We start from the raw sequence: 16227 nt of genomic DNA on the forward strand, positions 1-16227 counted from the left end.
TAGCGTCCCAGGAGAGATTCGAGCTCCCGCTCCGCCCATTTCCGTACTATTTTATATATTTTGATCGCAGTCTTAATATATCTTCTCCTTCGCGAATGCCTGCCGATCCCTTCCTCACATTTTTTACGACAGTCCAATTCGGGTTAGTTTCATCACCGATGTTCTGTACTGTAAAATTGCCATCACCATATTTTCGGTGGCCTTCTGCCAATTTCTCCGTTAAATCATTCTCATTTGATCTCGCCATCTTTGCGCCATCTCCCTTTTTTATACGACCTTCTTAAACCATCTAACCAATCACAGGTCCAGTCAATTGGAGATTCTCATTTTCCGCTTCTATTAATTGTAACACACTGCCGGGGATAAGTTCCGATAACTGCTGCTCAACCGTACTAGAATGGTAAAGAATTTTATAATATTGCAAGTAAACAATTAAGAGAATCTGGATATGGATTTGAGTTCCATCATAAACCTATTAATTCTTTAAATTAAATAAGATGAATAGGGCGCATAAATGGCGCTCTTTTTATTTAAGAAAAAAAGTACATATGCAACTGCTTAATATCAAAGGAAAGGTCGCAAATATTAAGCATGAACTACACTTATAACCCAAACATCAAATTTTAGACAAACAAAAAACCTTGTTATCTTTTGATAACAAGGTTTTTTTAGCGTCCCAGGAGAGATTCGAACTCCCGACCGTACGCTTAGAAGGCGTATGCTCTATCCGGCTGAGCTACTGGGACATGGAGCGGGTGAAGAGAATCGAACTCTCGACCAGAGCTTGGAAGGCTCTTGTTTTACCACTAAACTACACCCGCATATGTTATTTTCTTTTCTTCGTTAGCGCCGTTGCCCTATCGACAATATTTATTATATGTATAACCACACATAAAGTCAACACCTTTTTTAAAAGAGGATAAATTTTCTTATCCTCTTTTAAAAACTGCCTGTTCAACTAGTTGTCCGTCTAACGTTTCAAAACGAACTTCCATTTGATTTTCATCCATTTCTAATAAAGCAAATGTCTTTTCTACACGCTGACGTGGTAATAAAATACTGCCTGGATTAATAAATAAAACGCCCTCGATTAATTCCGCACCTAATACGTGAGAATGTCCGAAGCATGCAACTTGCGCTCCCACTTCTTCAGCATGGTACGCTAGCGTTTGTAATGTCATTTTTACATTATGTCGATGCCCATGTACAACTAAGAAGCGAATTCCATCTACATCAGTTACAATTTCATCTTGAAAGTTAGCATAATCACAATTTCCTTTTACAACATGGAAACCTTGCAGCTCTTCATGAGCAGGCGTTAGCTCTGAATCACCGCAATGAATCATGATATCTACTTTCCCTTCATACTTCTCTTTTAACTGCTGTAATTCCTTCACAGAGCTATGACTATCGCTTACGATTAAAGCTTTCATCAATCTCTCTCCCTTATTCTCCTAAAAACCATTCAGGGATTTTTTCTTCTAGCTTACGAAGAGCACGTCCGCGGTGACTAATAGCATTTTTTTCATCTGAACTTAATTCCGCCATTGCTTTTTTGTATTCTTCCACATAAAAGATCGGATCGTATCCAAAGCCATTTTCTCCGCGGCGTTGTTCTAAAATAAATCCTTCACATGTCCCGTTTACAATGACAGGCTTTTTATCACCTTCAGGGAAAGCTACTGCTAATGCACAGTAGAAGCGAGCTTTACGCTTATCAAACGGTATTTCATTTAATTCTTGTAAAACTTTATCAATATTCGCTTGATCATCTTTTGGCTCTCCAGCAAAACGAGCTGAATACACGCCTGGTTTCCCGTTTAACGCATCTACAATAAGACCTGAATCATCCGCAATTACAATTGCATTCAACTGTCTACTCAAACTATCCGCTTTTAAGATCGCATTTTCTTCAAATGTTTCACCAGTTTCTTCGACTTCTTCAATATGAGGAAAATCGTGTAATGATTTCACTTCTAAATCAAATCGCTCAAATAACTCAGCAAATTCACGTACTTTCCCCATATTTTTTGTCGCTACAACAACTTGTTTCATACTTTCCACCTCTACTCTATATGAGATACGATGTCACCTAACGCTTCTTTTTGCATATCAATCAGTTGGAAAATGCCTTGTTCTGCTGCATCAAGTAATTCATTTAACTGCGCTCTACTAAACGTCGCTTCTTCTCCAGTTCCTTGCACTTCAACAAACTGACCTTTTCCAGTCATAATTACATTCATATCAACGTCTGCTTTAGAATCTTCTGCATAGTTTAAATCTAAAACAACACCTTGCTCTTCAACAATCCCTACTGACGTTGCTGCTAAATAATCTTTTACTGGAATTTTAGATACTTTTTCTGCTTGTAATAACTTCTCAAACGCTAATACCATCGCTACGTATGCACCTGTAATAGAAGCTGTTCTCGTTCCACCATCTGCTTGGATGACATCACAGTCAATCCAAACTGTTCTCTCGCCAAGCGCTTCTAAATCAACTACAGCACGTAATGCTCGTCCAATTAAGCGCTGGATTTCCATTGTACGCCCTGTTACTTTCCCTTTGCTTGACTCCCTAATCGTACGTTGTTCTGTTGCACGCGGAATCATCGCGTATTCAGCTGTTACCCATCCTTTTCCTTCTCCACGCATAAACGGTGGTACACGCTCTTCAATTGTTGCTGAGCAAATCACCTTTGTATCCCCAACTTCAATTAATACAGATCCCTCTGGATGTTTTAAATAATTCGTATGAATATGTATATGGCGTAATTCTGTTTTCTCTCTACCATCTACTCGCATAAAAATAACCTCCTCTTAATTACTACTCGTTAGTATAGCCAAATTTAAATGTATGATATGTATACAATAAAAGAAGGAGAACCCAAAAAGCAATTCTCCTTTCTTACTTAAGTATATCAAATTATTCAAGATTAAAAACTACCTGTATTCACGTTTTCTGGACGATCTACAGGTTTTATTAACTTTCCGCCCTTTTCATCTATAAGATTTGCTTTTCCATTCACTTCAATAGAAATATTTTTCACACCTTTCTTTTCTGTTAAAGATAAAACTAACGACTTCAATACGTAATTTGAGATCATATTTTTATCTGGGTTTACAAATATATTTTCATTAAAGTTTAATGTAAGATTTCCGTCTTGTAATTTCGGATTCGTAATAAGCTTAACGCCTGGATTAAAATCATTCAGGAGCGATTGATGGATCGGACCTTTTACAAGTTCATCTATAATTGCTGCATAGTCATTTTCTTTACCTTCCGCAACGCGGCGTGTGACTGGTACGTAGTATTGCTGTTTATTATTATTTTGCGCCATAAAATACAGTGTGACTGGTTTTGTATTTGTTACATCTGCTACTTGTTCATCATCGAAGTTAATACCATTTGCACGGCTCACTCCTTCACCAAGCGGTGTACCACCAACCGGCATCTTTGCCAATTTCTCACCATTTATTTGGAACTGCACTTGTTTTATCTCTGTAAATTGCGTCAACGTCCAAGCTATAGATTCAACGATTTGACGCTCTTCTTCTTTCGCATAGTTTTTCATTTCTTTAGAGAAATCAATAACTGCCGTTCCGTCCTTTTTCAAATCTAAAGTCATCGTTGTATTCGCCGGAATGACTGCACGAAACCCATTCGGTAATAAATTCGTTACCGGTCCATCTTTCACAAGGTATTCTAACGTTTGCTTCACAGTCTCATTTGCTTTCGGAGTAGGTATAGCTAACGTTTGTGGTACAACATAACCATTTTTATCAACAAGGTATAGTTCTCTGTTTACCATTTGCCCTTGCTTATCTTTTTTAGCTACTTCTTTCTTCCCACCCTCTGTATACGTAACTTGTTTTGGCGGATCAATTTGTTCAGTTGCTTTCTCTTGATTTATAAAGCCACACCCTGTTAGTAAAACAGCGCTCACAGTAGCACCAACAACCCATTTAAAAGTGGATTTAGGCATGCCATTCCCCCCTAAAATCTAAGTTTGTACTATTATGTATACGAGCTGTTTCACGTTTTAGAACAAGCTGCGCCTCTTATAAATTGAAACTTTAATCAATAGGGGTCTTACTCCCCAGCAAATAGCAAGATAAAACAAAAACTCCTGATTTCTCAGGAGCTCACTTATATAAATTCTACTATTATTCTTTTTCTAAATGAATATGCTTCACATTTTCAATCGGTTGACCGAACCATTTTGATGCAATTTCTTTAAACAAGCCTATTTTTCCTGTTGTTAAGAAGAGATGATCGCTTTGTTCTTCTCCTTCATTCAACATTTTACTATGATATAAGATTGTACTTACTTCACGTGCTGTTTCATCACCAGAACTAATTAGTTGCACTTTATCTCCCATTACTTTTTTAATAACAGGTCCTAAAATCGGATAATGTGTACACCCTAATATAAGTGTATCAATATCGGTACTTTTCAGTGGTTGCAACGTTTCTCTTACAACTTCATACGCCATTTCACTTTCGAAATTCCCACTCTCTACAAGTTCAACGAAAGGTGGACAAGCTAAACTTTCTACCATAACACGGTTATTAATAGACTTTAACGCCTCTTCGTATGCACCACTTTTCACCGTTCCAATCGTTCCAATAATCCCAACGTGATACGTGTTTGTCACTTTTAAAGCTGTACGTGATCCTGGGTGAATAACTCCTACTACTGGAATTGGTAATTGTTTTTGCATCTCTTCTAATACAACTGCAGTTGCTGTATTACACGCAATAACTAACATTTTAATATTTAAGTCTAGTAAATGCTCTGTCATTTCCCACGTAAATTGACGTACTTCTTCTCGAGAACGTGGACCATAAGGACAACGTGCTGTATCTCCTAAATATATGATACGCTCTTTCGGCAACTGACGAATTAATTCCTTCGCTACTGTTAAACCGCCAACTCCTGAATCGATAACACCGATTGCTCTATTCAACTTCATCACCCGTTTTCTCATTCATCATCTTTTATGTTTATCATTATATTTTACACACTTTAAGTTCGCTCACTTCAAATGCTTCTGTATGAAAATTTTCATTTTCCCATGTATAGACTAGGACCTTTTTTATTTTGCTCCTTTTTTTCGTAATTTGCAAGATAGAAAAATAACCGACCTTCTATAAGAAAGTCGGTTTCTTCTATATAAAGTGCATATTCATTGCTCCATCTTTTTTTGAAAAGAAGACATTCCCATTAATAAGAAGAAATGAGCAGCAATTAAAATGACGATCAAAATAAAATTCAATCGATAACTATTTGTAGATTCCATAATTTTGCTCGCTACAGCTGGTCCAAATGCCATACCGAAAAAGTTAATTAAATTATATAAACCAAGACCGACTCCAACTTTAGCTGGATTTAATGTTTTCGGGATAAATGTGTTTAATGATACTTGAATTGCCGAATAACTCATAAATGTTAAAATAACCGCAAATAAAATAAAGAGTAAGTTCCCGTCCGGAATAATCCCTAAAATTAAAAAGCCAATGATCATAACTACAGAAGCTACATACATCATCTTCACATTCCCAAACGAAGGAATAATCTTTCCGGTAATAAAACTAGATACAATACCAAAGAGAGATGCAATAAACAATACAATTCCAATAACGAATGGAGACAATCCATGTCCTCTTCCTAACAGTAATGGTAATAATAATAAACTAGCACATAACGCCACATTAATGATAAATCCGACCGCTATTAAACGAAGTAATGGTTTATTTGTAAATAACTCAATATCAATAAACGGCGACTCCGTTCTCTTCATATGAGCCTTAAATAAAAATAGAAAAACAACAGATAACACAAAAAGCCAACTATTAATATTAACTCCTAATAAAATGGTCGTAATCAATACAAATAATAAAATTGCTCCAATGAAATCAAAGCGAAACACTTCATCTGTATGTCGCGCCTCTTCTGGCATAAATTTTACGAGTAAGAAAATACCAATCATTGAAATAACCATAAATAAAAATAAATACGGCCACCCTAACGTATTTGTAATTGCCCCACCTACTAAAGGTCCAATACCAACCGCTAATGCAATAGAAGAACTAATCATTGCTAACGCACCTGGTTTTTTAGCTGGAGCAACTAATTTCGCCACCGCAATCATACTAAGCGCAATAAACGCTGCTCCGCCGCTCGCCTGCACTAACCTTGCGAAAATGATAATTTCATAAGATTGATTCATAAATCCAACAATAGAACCAGCTACAAATATGATAATAGAAATAATTAATAGTCTTTTTACACTGTAACGATCAGCCAGCTTTCCATATATTATCGAACCAATACCGACAACTAAGGAATACCCTACTACAATCCAACTTACTTTCGATTGACTAATTGATAAATCATTGGCAATATCCTCTAGCGCTACATTAAATAACACAGCGTTCATCGGTCCTAACAAAACAATAAAACATAATGTAAAAACAAACCATTTCGAATGGTTTCTTATATCTTTCCCCATGTGTAACACTCTCCTGATTGCAATTTTAAAACTATCAAACTATAGATAAAAAAATGAACTTATTTAAATGTTGTATCACCACTAAACAACTTCATTAAATGTATAAATGGTGCTAATTTATCGCGCGATAAATTGAATTCGAAACGAAACACGTATGTTGTTCGATATTCATGGAACTATCATAGTTTCAGCATTACAGTTTGTCAACGAAAAATATACAAAGTAAACTAATTAAGTCTTTTTAGTTTACTTTGTTCAAAAGTTATTATACACTAATTTCGAAGCCGATATAAGGAGGACTGGCATGATTATTCAAATTTACATTTTTTAACTTAATAAAATGAAACGCATACAGAACTTTTATATAAAAGAGACATTATAGGAGGATTATGATGAAGAGAAAAATGTTAGTTGTATTAACAAGCGTAGAAAAATACCCAAATTTAAATAGGGCTACCGGACTTTGGCTTGGTGAAGCTGTACATTTCGTAAAAAAAGTAGAAGAAGCGGGTTACGAAGTTGATTACGTCAGTCCACAAGGCGGTTATACACCAATTGATCCACATAGTTTAGCAATGGCGGAGAGTATCGATTGGGAATGGTATCAAAAGAAAGAGTTTATGAATCGCCTCGGTTCTACAATGAAACCAAGTGAAGTGAATCCAGAAGACTACGCTGTTATTTATTACGCAGGTGGCCACGGGGTTATTTGGGACTTCCCAGAAAATAAAGAACTTCAAAATATTAGCCGCAATATTTATGAAAACGGCGGAATTGTTTCTTCGGTTTGTCATGGAGCTGCTGGTTTATTTCATATTACATTAAGCAATGGGGATCGTTTAATTAGCGGTAAGAAGGTAACAGGCTTTTCAAATGAAGAAGAAAAATTAGCTGAATTAGATCAATTCGTTCCATTTTTAACAGAAGATAAACTCATTAAAAATGGAGGACTTTACGAAAAAGCCGCGCAACCGTGGGAAGCTTATGCTCTAGAAGATAATCGTGTTATCACTGGTCAAAACCCAGCTTCAGGTGGTCTAGTAGCCGAATTAGTATTAAAACAGTTGCAAAAATAATATGTACTAAAAAAGCAGATTCTCCTCTATTAAGGGAGATCTGCTTTTTTACGAAATCATTTGCAAAATAGCAATAACTTCTTTTTCAATTTCAGAATCATCAATTGCTTCTATATACTCTGGTTTAAAAAGTTGATACTTCTTTAATTGATAAAAATCAAGTATCGCTTTCTTTAACGTAATATCGTACTGAATACAAAAAGAATGATCTATAATACGTCTTAACATCACATCATCTTGTACCATAAATAATTGTGCATTCATTTTATTAAAATAACCTTGTTCCATACCCGCTTCAAAAAACATTTGCAAATTATGGTTACGATTTTGTTGGGCAGCGACTAATTGATCCGACAAATGCGGATATGCTTCTTTCAAATCTTGCAAAAAAACATCCGAAATATATGTCACACATTTTAAAGAATGGATAAACGTCTTTTGGAAACGTTCTGTAAATGACATACTTTCATCTTGATTATCCGCATCACCTTCGAGTAGATAGTTCATGAAATCCTCTACTACCGCCTCAATAATTTCATCTTTCGAAGAAAAACGTTTATATAAAGTAGCTTTACTAATATCCATATATTTCGCAATTTCATCTATTTTCAATTGGCTAAAACTTGTCTTTCTAATAATGGGCTTTATTTTATTAATATAAGTATTTGCACATGCGACTTTTCTCATTTAAAAGAGCCTCCCCTTTTGTCCATACAAAATAGTATAGCAAATTCACGAATGATTATAAATGAAGTTATTATACTCACTATGCCTTTTTAGTTTATTACATTTTCATATACTATACATAAAAAACTATAATCAATTATTACCAACTGGACGGTTACAAACCAATTTCGAGGCGGGAATTTTAGAATACAGTGAAACTTTAATCAGTGGGGGGGGCGTTCATCCCCACTGATTATTAGCTCTCACCAATCGGGGGTCCTACTGCCCGGCAAATAGAGGGATAAAAATACCCACTACCTTTGTTAGTAGCGGGTACTTTTTCTATAATTTATTTACAGCCCTTTTTATAGCCTTACCTATTTCCACGCTAGACTGTGGATTTTGTCCTGTAATTAAATGACCATCTACTACTACATGCGGCGTAAAATTGGGGGCTACATAAAACAAAGCTCCTTCTTCTTTCAACTTACTTTCTAGCAAAAACGGAACGCGCTTTTCTAAATGTACAGCTCTTTCTTCATCGTTTGTATAACCTGTTATACGCTTACCCGCAACAAAAAACGAGCCATCCTTATTTTTCACACCGACTAAAGAGCTTACTCCGTGACAAACAGCCGCTACAATCCGGTTATTGTTATACATATTCTCAATCAAATTTGCTACATATGGATTACCTGGAAAATCTACAATCGCCCCGTGCCCACCACCAAATAAAACCGCATCATAATCCGAAAAATGAACATTTGAAATCGGCTTCGTATTTTGCAATAAAGAAGCTACATGCTTGAATTCGCGAGGTATACCATTCGGAATAGACACTCTATCTATAGGTACTCTCCCGCCTTTTATTGACACAATATCAACATCAAACTTAGCCTTTTTTAATACATGATAAGGAGCTGCGAGCTCTTCAAGCCACAAACCAGTCGGGTGTCCATTCATATCATGAGCACTTGTTGAAACTAACAGTATCCTTTTCAACATATCCCCTCCTTATTACCTATTTATGTATGAAACGTTTTTATCATTCATATAGCAAGTGAAGCAAACAAAAAAATAGCCGACTTTTATATAAAAGTCGGCTGCTTTCTTATAATTCGAGCTCTCCCATACGAAGAAGCTCCACAACTGCTTGTGAACGTCCTTTAACCCCTAGCTTTTGCATTGCGTTTGAGATGCATAGTGTTTGCAAATATCAATAAGCTCATTAAAGCTGCGAACTTTCTTGTACTGATAACATGTCGGCAACTTTTTGTAAGTTTTCAAAATTCCCTTTTGCAAAAGGATTATCATATTCTTCAATCCGGTCAATACTTTTAGGGTCACACAGTAATTCATTAATTATCTCTAACTGCCTTTTGACAACTTTCATTATACTGTCCAATTCTTGTTGCTTTTGTACATACTCAGTCTCTGTTTGCTTCAACAATTCATTTTTTTGTTGATTTTCATCATTTAACTTTTGGGCATCTCTATAGTGTATTGCCTTTTGTTGGATACGCTTCAAAGTGTATTCTTTAATTAGAGGGTGAGATTCTAACTCAATCACCTCTTTTAAAATATTGGCGTCAGAAAAATCCGTCAATCTCTGAACTTCCAAATCTGTAGCGACCCTTTTTATACGATCTCGAGAAGTGTCTTCTAATAAATAGAATTGACAACTATTATAAAAATCAACAACTTCTGTTGACATAGTCATTTTTTCTACAAACATATAGAAATATTTAGCTCTCATCATTTTTATATATCCATCCCAGTCTTCAGTAAAAATAAGATCAGGTTTGTCCGTTTGTAACTCTATAACTATATCTTCTAATCTGTAAAAGTTTTTCTCTTTTTTCAACAATATGTACTTTTTACTTATTTTCTTTTTATATGAATCCCATTCCCCATTTGGAAAATTTTCTGGTTTTTGGGTTTCCATTAATTCAAGCAATTTATTTAAATCTTGTTGACTAAAATACCTATTTATCTTATCATTTATTTTTTCCTCCAAAGCATTAATTGCTTCGGATTTATATTCCCGATGCTCATTTTCATCTAAAAAATCTATTTTATTATCCAATAAACGATAAGCAAACAAATCATTCATATTAGATGAAGAAAAACTGTAACTATACCTATCCTTCAATATAAGTCTTTGAATAGCCTCTTTTCTTATTTTAATCCATTTTTCCTGTTTAGCATAAAAAGGTTTTTTTCTTTTCAACAAATCTGTTGGTTTAAATGTAGCATCAGATCCTAACTTATCTAGCCAAATATTTCTAAATGCTAACAACATTAAACTAATATATATCAATAAGATCCCAAACGAAACAAGTGAAGTGTACGATGTATCTTTACTTAAAGCATTTTTCACATTGCCCTTCTCATATTTCACACTCAAATCCGCTTTTGTAATTCCTGTAGATTGTATCACCAATTTTAAACTTCCATCCACTGATAATTCCGGATAAGCAAGTTCAAACCCCTTATCTCCATAGACCTTATACTTATCTTCTTGAGAATTTGGTATAACGCGATACCCTGACAAATGCTTATTAACTTGTATTTTTAAGCCTTTAGCAGGTGCATCCCCAATATTTCTTACTTCTAATTGTTGTACTGTCTCTTGCGTATCATTATTTGAAGTCAAAGGAATGTTTTCAGAAAGTGTATAAACTAGATTAGATTTTTCAGTCATAAAATTACTTGTTATAAAATATCCAACAACCAATACTATAATTGGATACACTACAAAATTCATCAAATTTTTTCCCACAAAATGCCCTCCAATTCCCCATGTAGATTTATTTATTTTATTATGAATATAGTATAGCAGATTACAGGAATAGTGGGCATTATCGAAAATCAAATAAAACATATTATAATAATCAAGATTCCTCATAATTTTTATGCATCTCAAATGTATAAGTAATATCCACCGTCCCATCTTGATGAATATTTATTTTTTTGATTAACGCTTGAAATACATAAATCAAATCTTGCTCTCGCTTTTGTAACTGCTCAAAAGCTTGTTTTATTGTTTGGATATCCATTTGAGCATGATTACCATTTTGTATCACCAGTAATTCATGATCCGCTTTGATTATTTCCGCTTCAAGATCGTTCCGTTTTTTTTCAAACTCCTCTTTATTAATAAGTTCTTCTAAATACAAATCTAGTAATGCTTTTTTCTTTTGCTGATTTGTGCTCATAAGCTGTTGTAACTTTTTTATCTTTTTCTCTTGCCCCTTTTCGACATTGCTTTGAAGCTTTAAAGTCACAGACCCGCCTTTTTCCACTAGTAAATTTATGATAAACTGACGAAAATCCCCATATTGAATCGGCACATGATTTACACAACTATACTTTCCTGCCCGACGATATTGAGAACACTTTAAATATTTCCATTCTGTTCGCTCTCCACTTTTCTTTTTCAAGTGAGACTGTACAACTACCATATTAGAACCACAGACCGCGCATTTTGCTAGATTGCGAAATTCATTCCAAGCTGTGATTTTCGTTTTATTTTTTTTATTTTTTTTTCGATTTGCTTGATCCCATATCTCTTCTTCAACAACTTTAGGGTGATGGTTAGGAAAAACAAACCATTTTTCTTTTGGGTTTCGAATTTGTTTTTTCTTACCACCAACTTTTACTGAAGTATATTGGTTTAAAATAAAGGTTCCTTTATAAATTGTACTTTGAAGAATTCTTTGAACTGATGTCATTTGCCAGTTCTTTTTAGTTTTCGACTTTATACCCAATCGATTTAATTCATTTGTTATCTTTTTATATCCCCAACCTTCGCAATACCATTTATACATCATTTGGACAACTTGCGCTTCCTCCTCATTAATCACCAATTTTTGCTCTTCACGATTGTACCCATACGGAACTTTCCCAATATGTTCCCCGCGTCGTACTTTTACTGCCAAAGCAGCCGTAATACTAGATGAAAGTGTTCTACTGTACTGAGCTGAAAATAAAGACCACAATTCAAATGCCATATCATTTTTTCCAGCCTTTACAGAATCGTAACCTTCTTCAACTGAAATAATTCGAACATGATGAGCCAAAAACACTTCACGAATCTCTAGTGAATCCTTCAAATCTCTCGCCAAACGAGAAATAGATTTAAAAACAACCATATTAATTTCTTTTGCTTTTGCTTTCTGTAACAACAGCTGAATAGAGGGACGATCTACAAATAAAGTCCCACTTATTCCTTCATCTTTAAAAACACGTTTTTCATTCCACTTAAACCCATTTCGTTCTAACCAATTTCGGCAGATATCTATTTGGTTTTCGACAGATGAGACTTGTTCATCCCGATCAGTTGATACTCGAACATAAACTGCATAAGATTCCATACTAATTTCACCTACCTATAACAACAGATATACCTCTTTTTTATATACATATGTTCTATATTTTCACTTTACTAACACAAAAATTTTCATGTAATTATCATGAATCTTATTCACAACTTATTTTTCATAGTATGGGATATATACTTCAATTTATTCATAATAATAAAAACGTTTTACATTAATGAACTAGACACATTAAGCTCTCTTTAATGTTATAATATGGTCATAAATAAAAATTATGGAATTGCAGGTGAAGTAAATGAGCATACCCGAAACTACTACACACGTTAAATCAACTGAAGAGGAGCTTCGTGATGGGGGATATTATGCCATTAAAGGCTTTTTGTATCAATTTGATTTGACAATTGAAACAATCCTAAATAATCCCTCTCAACATATTGAATTTGAAAATGTACAAGATATTAACTATGAGACATATGTCATTCAAGTAAAACACAAAGAAACTCAAAATTATCAACCCAGCCAAATTCGCAAACCGATTATACAATTAATAAAAATTTTCCAAAATAATAGTTCAAAAAAACTTTGTCTATACTGTCATTTTAAAGATAGACAACCAGAAGCTAAATCTTTAACTTTAGAAGCGTTAAACCAAATCTTAGGAGTAGAAAAGGATAAATTTGATGCCGATTTAAAGAACGAATTTTTAAATAATTTTATCCTTCGCTTTTTTGAAGATTATGAATCACGTTTTACTAGTTTAATTGGGCTAATAATGACTAGCTATAATTTAGTCGAACAAGAAATAGCACTCCTTTATCATGGCATTATACGCTCTAGATTATTAGAATTATCCATCAAGGATAGAGCATCCAGATCTATAAACAAACAGGAATTAGATCAATTGATTTCTAGTAACGAAAAAGTTGTTTTTCACGAAGCTTATAGAAAATACCTAGACAATGAAAAATATGAAAGGTTTATTAAAAAGGAATACTTCACACACAGAAGACCCAATGTGTTACCATTTGAACGTTTATTCATCATTGATGGCGAAGGAACAACCACCACAGAACCACATTTGTTAGATACTATAGAAGTTTTATTCTCGAAATACTATAGAATAGGTAGTTCACCAGCACCATATGTTTGTTTCAGAAACATTAACCCTTCAATAATTACAAATGTAAAGCATACCTTAGTGGACAAGAATTTTGGGTTTACAGACGGTACATGCTTTAATGGTGATTATTTTAGGATTAATAAATTAATTGAGTCCGCAACAAAAGAGAATGGGATAAAAATCAAATTTATAACCGAAGAAAATCTCCCTCAGTTACTTCATCATTTAAAAATTGATGAAGTATATGATTTTTTCCATTTACATAATTCAGAAATCGACACTAATGGCAAACATATAAAAATTAATATCTCTGATATCAATCAAGCATTAAAAATAATTAAATAAAGAAGGAGGACACATTTATGAATATAGCCACTGAAGAAAAAATAGCAAAGGTAATATCAGTCTTACCAAATAAAATTAAAATTGAGGTAAGTGATATCTTAAAATTTAAGATAGAAAGCGAAAAATTCACAGTAGGTTCATACTTAAGAGTTTCAGACCATGAGGATTGTGCCCTTATATGTATAATTGAAAATTTTTCAATTGAAAAAGATGAAAATAAAGGTGAACATTATATTTTAGAAGCTGTTCCCATTGGTTTTTTAGATAGTGAAAATCATTTTACCAGAGGTGGTAATAATATCGCTATTCCTCCAACAGGTGTAGAACTTGCCAAGAAAGAAGAAATACAAAATATATATACTTCTTTAGACACAAATAAACAATTTTGTTTTTCCGTGTTATCACAGGATACATCAATAAACATACCTGTCAATGGAGATAGATTTTTTAATAAACATTTAGCTGTAGTTGGTTCCACTGGTTCTGGTAAATCCCATACTGTAGCTAAATTATTGCAAGAAGCTATCTCTTTAAAAGAAGGAGAATATACAGGATTAAATAATTCACATATTATTATTTTTGATATTCATTCTGAATACCAAAGTGCTTTCCCCCATGCAAATTATATTAATGCTGAAGAATTAATTTTGCCATATTGGTTAATGAGCGGTGAAGAATTAGAGGAATTGCTTGTGGAGTCTAACGAGCATCAATCCTATAATCAATCTTCTTTATTGAGAAGATTGATTACTAAAAATAAACAAAAAAGCAATGGTATTGAAGATGTCACTTTTGATACTCCCATAAAATTTTCAATCACAGAAGTATTAAATTGCATTATCAACCTAAGTAAAGAAACTCGATATACCAAAGATCCTCAAACTATCTGTTTTAAAGATGAAGATAAAAAATTTGAAGATGACGAAATAAAAATTGATAAATATTTTGAAGAAGCAATTGATTTCAAAGAGGTTAAACAAGGATCCATTAACAGAGGAATTTATAATGATGGTACCCTCGAAAAGTTCATATCCAGAATGAAAAACAAGATATCTGACAAGAGACTTGAATTTTTATTAGGAGAAAAAGTGAATTCCATTTCCTTTGAAGATACATTAAAACAATTATTAGGCTATAAAACAACTAATCCCGCTAATATTACAATAATTGACCTAAGCGGTGTACCCTTTGAAGTTCTAAGTATTACTGTTTCTCTTATTTCCCGACTATTATTTGAATATGGGTATTATTATAAAAAACATTTAGAAACGGCTACACAGCCCTCTCAACAAGAGCAAAGCGAAAACCCGTTAACTCCTCTTTTATTAGTATACGAGGAAGCACATAAATATGTACCCAAAAGTCAGTATGCAAAATATAACTCGTCTCGCCATTCTATTGAAAGAATTGCAAAAGAAGGGAGAAAATATGGCGTTACAGCTATGATTGTAAGCCAACGCCCTTCTGAGATATCTGAAACAATTTTTTCTCAATGTAGTAACTTTGTAGCAATGAGACTCACCAACCCTGAAGATCAAAACTATGTAAAAAGACTAATTCCAGATGCTCTTGGTCCATTAACAGATTCTTTGCCCACATTGAAAGAGGGCGAAGCAATTTTAATCGGAGATTCCATTATCATGCCATCACTAGTACAAATAAACAAATGTAACCCTGAACCTTCTTCTAATGACATACACTACTTACAGGAATGGAAAAAGAAATGGTTCAATGTAGATTTCGAAACTTTATCTTCTTTTTGGGCTAAATAAGCGTAACCTCTTTATTTCTTGTGACCAATAATCATAAAATATAATCCTAAAATAAAAACTAGCCACATAAAAATGGTTAGTTTTTATTTTAAACTTCCATTAACAAAACTCTTATAATAAGAATAAAATAACAAACTTCATAACAACTTTGTTACATAAGAACGTTGTTATGAACAGTGTAATATACCATTTGTATCAAAATAATTTAACAAATGAATACAAGCCGTAATCATTCCAAAAATCTTTCTACTGCCTTCCCACTCCTATAACATACTCCCCTTACTTATTCCAAAAACCCCTATCAAACTTTGAAACTACATCTTAATATCCGTACACCCAAAACCGAAAATCTTATAGCTTGTTCTGCTTGACCACATCTCAAAACCGAATACT

Annotated in this window: 14 protein-coding genes, 2 tRNA genes and 2 pseudogenes; 4 read left to right on the top strand and 14 right to left on the bottom strand. The window is 33.8% G+C overall.

Features of this window, described 5'->3' with window-relative positions:
* Positions 1–46 precede the first annotated feature (46 nt).
* On the bottom strand, positions 47–247 hold the full coding sequence (locus GD442_RS21945) for a hypothetical protein (RefSeq protein ID WP_000124460.1): 201 nt from the start codon (positions 245–247) through the stop codon (positions 47–49).
* Positions 248–399: 152 nt separating this feature from the next.
* Here GD442_RS21945 and GD442_RS28535 point away from each other — a divergent pair.
* Positions 400–492: pseudogene (locus GD442_RS28535) on the top strand (DUF6572 domain-containing protein); the annotation flags it as partial.
* A gap of 180 nt (positions 493–672) precedes the next feature.
* On the opposite strand, the gene GD442_RS21950 reads toward GD442_RS28535, so the two are convergent.
* The 8 genes from GD442_RS21950 to GD442_RS21985 form a co-directional block, all read right to left on the bottom strand.
* Positions 673–746, bottom strand: a tRNA-Arg gene (locus GD442_RS21950).
* 1 nt (position 747) lies between these two features.
* Positions 748–821, bottom strand: a tRNA-Gly gene (locus tag GD442_RS21955).
* Between the two features lie 108 nt (positions 822–929).
* Positions 930–1433, bottom strand: a complete 504-nt coding sequence (locus GD442_RS21960) for a metallophosphoesterase (RefSeq protein ID WP_000645488.1) — start codon at positions 1431–1433, stop codon at positions 930–932.
* Positions 1434–1446: 13 nt separating this feature from the next.
* Positions 1447–2055, bottom strand: a complete 609-nt coding sequence (locus tag GD442_RS21965; RefSeq protein ID WP_000815939.1) for an XTP/dITP diphosphatase — start codon at positions 2053–2055, stop codon at positions 1447–1449.
* An 11-nt stretch (positions 2056–2066) separates the two neighbouring features.
* Complete coding sequence (gene rph / locus GD442_RS21970) at positions 2067–2804, bottom strand: ribonuclease PH (RefSeq protein WP_001261765.1); 738 nt, start codon at positions 2802–2804, stop codon at positions 2067–2069.
* A gap of 131 nt (positions 2805–2935) precedes the next feature.
* Positions 2936–3985 (bottom strand): spore germination protein GerM, encoded by a 1050-nt coding sequence (gene gerM / locus GD442_RS21975; RefSeq protein WP_001126746.1) that lies wholly within the window; start codon positions 3983–3985, stop codon positions 2936–2938.
* Between the two features lie 181 nt (positions 3986–4166).
* Positions 4167–4976 carry a glutamate racemase gene (racE, locus tag GD442_RS21980; RefSeq protein WP_000774005.1) on the bottom strand — a complete coding sequence of 270 codons (810 nt, stop codon included), beginning with the start codon at positions 4974–4976 and terminating at the stop codon, positions 4167–4169.
* Between the two features lie 213 nt (positions 4977–5189).
* Positions 5190–6515 carry an MFS transporter gene (locus GD442_RS21985; protein WP_000513852.1) on the bottom strand — a complete coding sequence of 442 codons (1326 nt, stop codon included), beginning with the start codon at positions 6513–6515 and terminating at the stop codon, positions 5190–5192.
* 392 nt (positions 6516–6907) lie between these two features.
* Between GD442_RS21985 and GD442_RS21990 the strand changes: the two genes are divergently transcribed.
* Entirely contained in the window at positions 6908–7591 is a 684-nt protein-coding gene (locus tag GD442_RS21990; RefSeq protein ID WP_000823849.1) for a type 1 glutamine amidotransferase domain-containing protein, read from the top strand.
* Between the two features lie 48 nt (positions 7592–7639).
* On the opposite strand, the gene GD442_RS21995 is transcribed toward GD442_RS21990, so the two are convergent.
* The 5 genes and pseudogenes from GD442_RS21995 to GD442_RS22015 form a co-directional block, all read right to left on the bottom strand.
* Positions 7640–8278, bottom strand: coding sequence for a TetR/AcrR family transcriptional regulator (locus GD442_RS21995; protein WP_001233006.1), 639 nt, complete (start codon positions 8276–8278; stop codon positions 7640–7642).
* A gap of 321 nt (positions 8279–8599) precedes the next feature.
* Complete coding sequence (locus GD442_RS22000; protein ID WP_000919607.1) at positions 8600–9262, bottom strand: type 1 glutamine amidotransferase domain-containing protein; 663 nt, start codon at positions 9260–9262, stop codon at positions 8600–8602.
* A 106-nt stretch (positions 9263–9368) separates the two neighbouring features.
* Positions 9369–9455, bottom strand: a pseudogene (gene gerE, locus GD442_RS22005) (spore germination transcription factor GerE); the annotation flags it as partial.
* 30 nt (positions 9456–9485) lie between these two features.
* A complete protein-coding gene (locus GD442_RS22010; RefSeq protein WP_159365194.1) occupies positions 9486–11039 on the bottom strand; it encodes a hypothetical protein in 1554 nt (517 codons plus the stop codon).
* A gap of 112 nt (positions 11040–11151) precedes the next feature.
* Positions 11152–12633, bottom strand: a complete 1482-nt coding sequence (locus GD442_RS22015; protein ID WP_159365195.1) for a recombinase family protein — start codon at positions 12631–12633, stop codon at positions 11152–11154.
* A 259-nt stretch (positions 12634–12892) separates the two neighbouring features.
* Between GD442_RS22015 and GD442_RS22020 the strand changes: the two genes are divergently transcribed.
* A complete protein-coding gene (locus GD442_RS22020; RefSeq protein ID WP_159365196.1) occupies positions 12893–14062 on the top strand; it encodes a hypothetical protein in 1170 nt (389 codons plus the stop codon).
* A 17-nt stretch (positions 14063–14079) separates the two neighbouring features.
* Positions 14080–15834 carry an anti-phage-associated helicase HerA gene (gene herA / locus GD442_RS22025; RefSeq protein WP_201450781.1) on the top strand — a complete coding sequence of 585 codons (1755 nt, stop codon included), beginning with the start codon at positions 14080–14082 and terminating at the stop codon, positions 15832–15834.
* Positions 15835–16227 lie beyond the last annotated feature (393 nt).

Source organism: Bacillus sp. A260 (genome assembly GCF_009861435.1).
GTDB lineage: Bacteria > Bacillota > Bacilli > Bacillales > Bacillaceae_G > Bacillus_A > Bacillus_A cereus.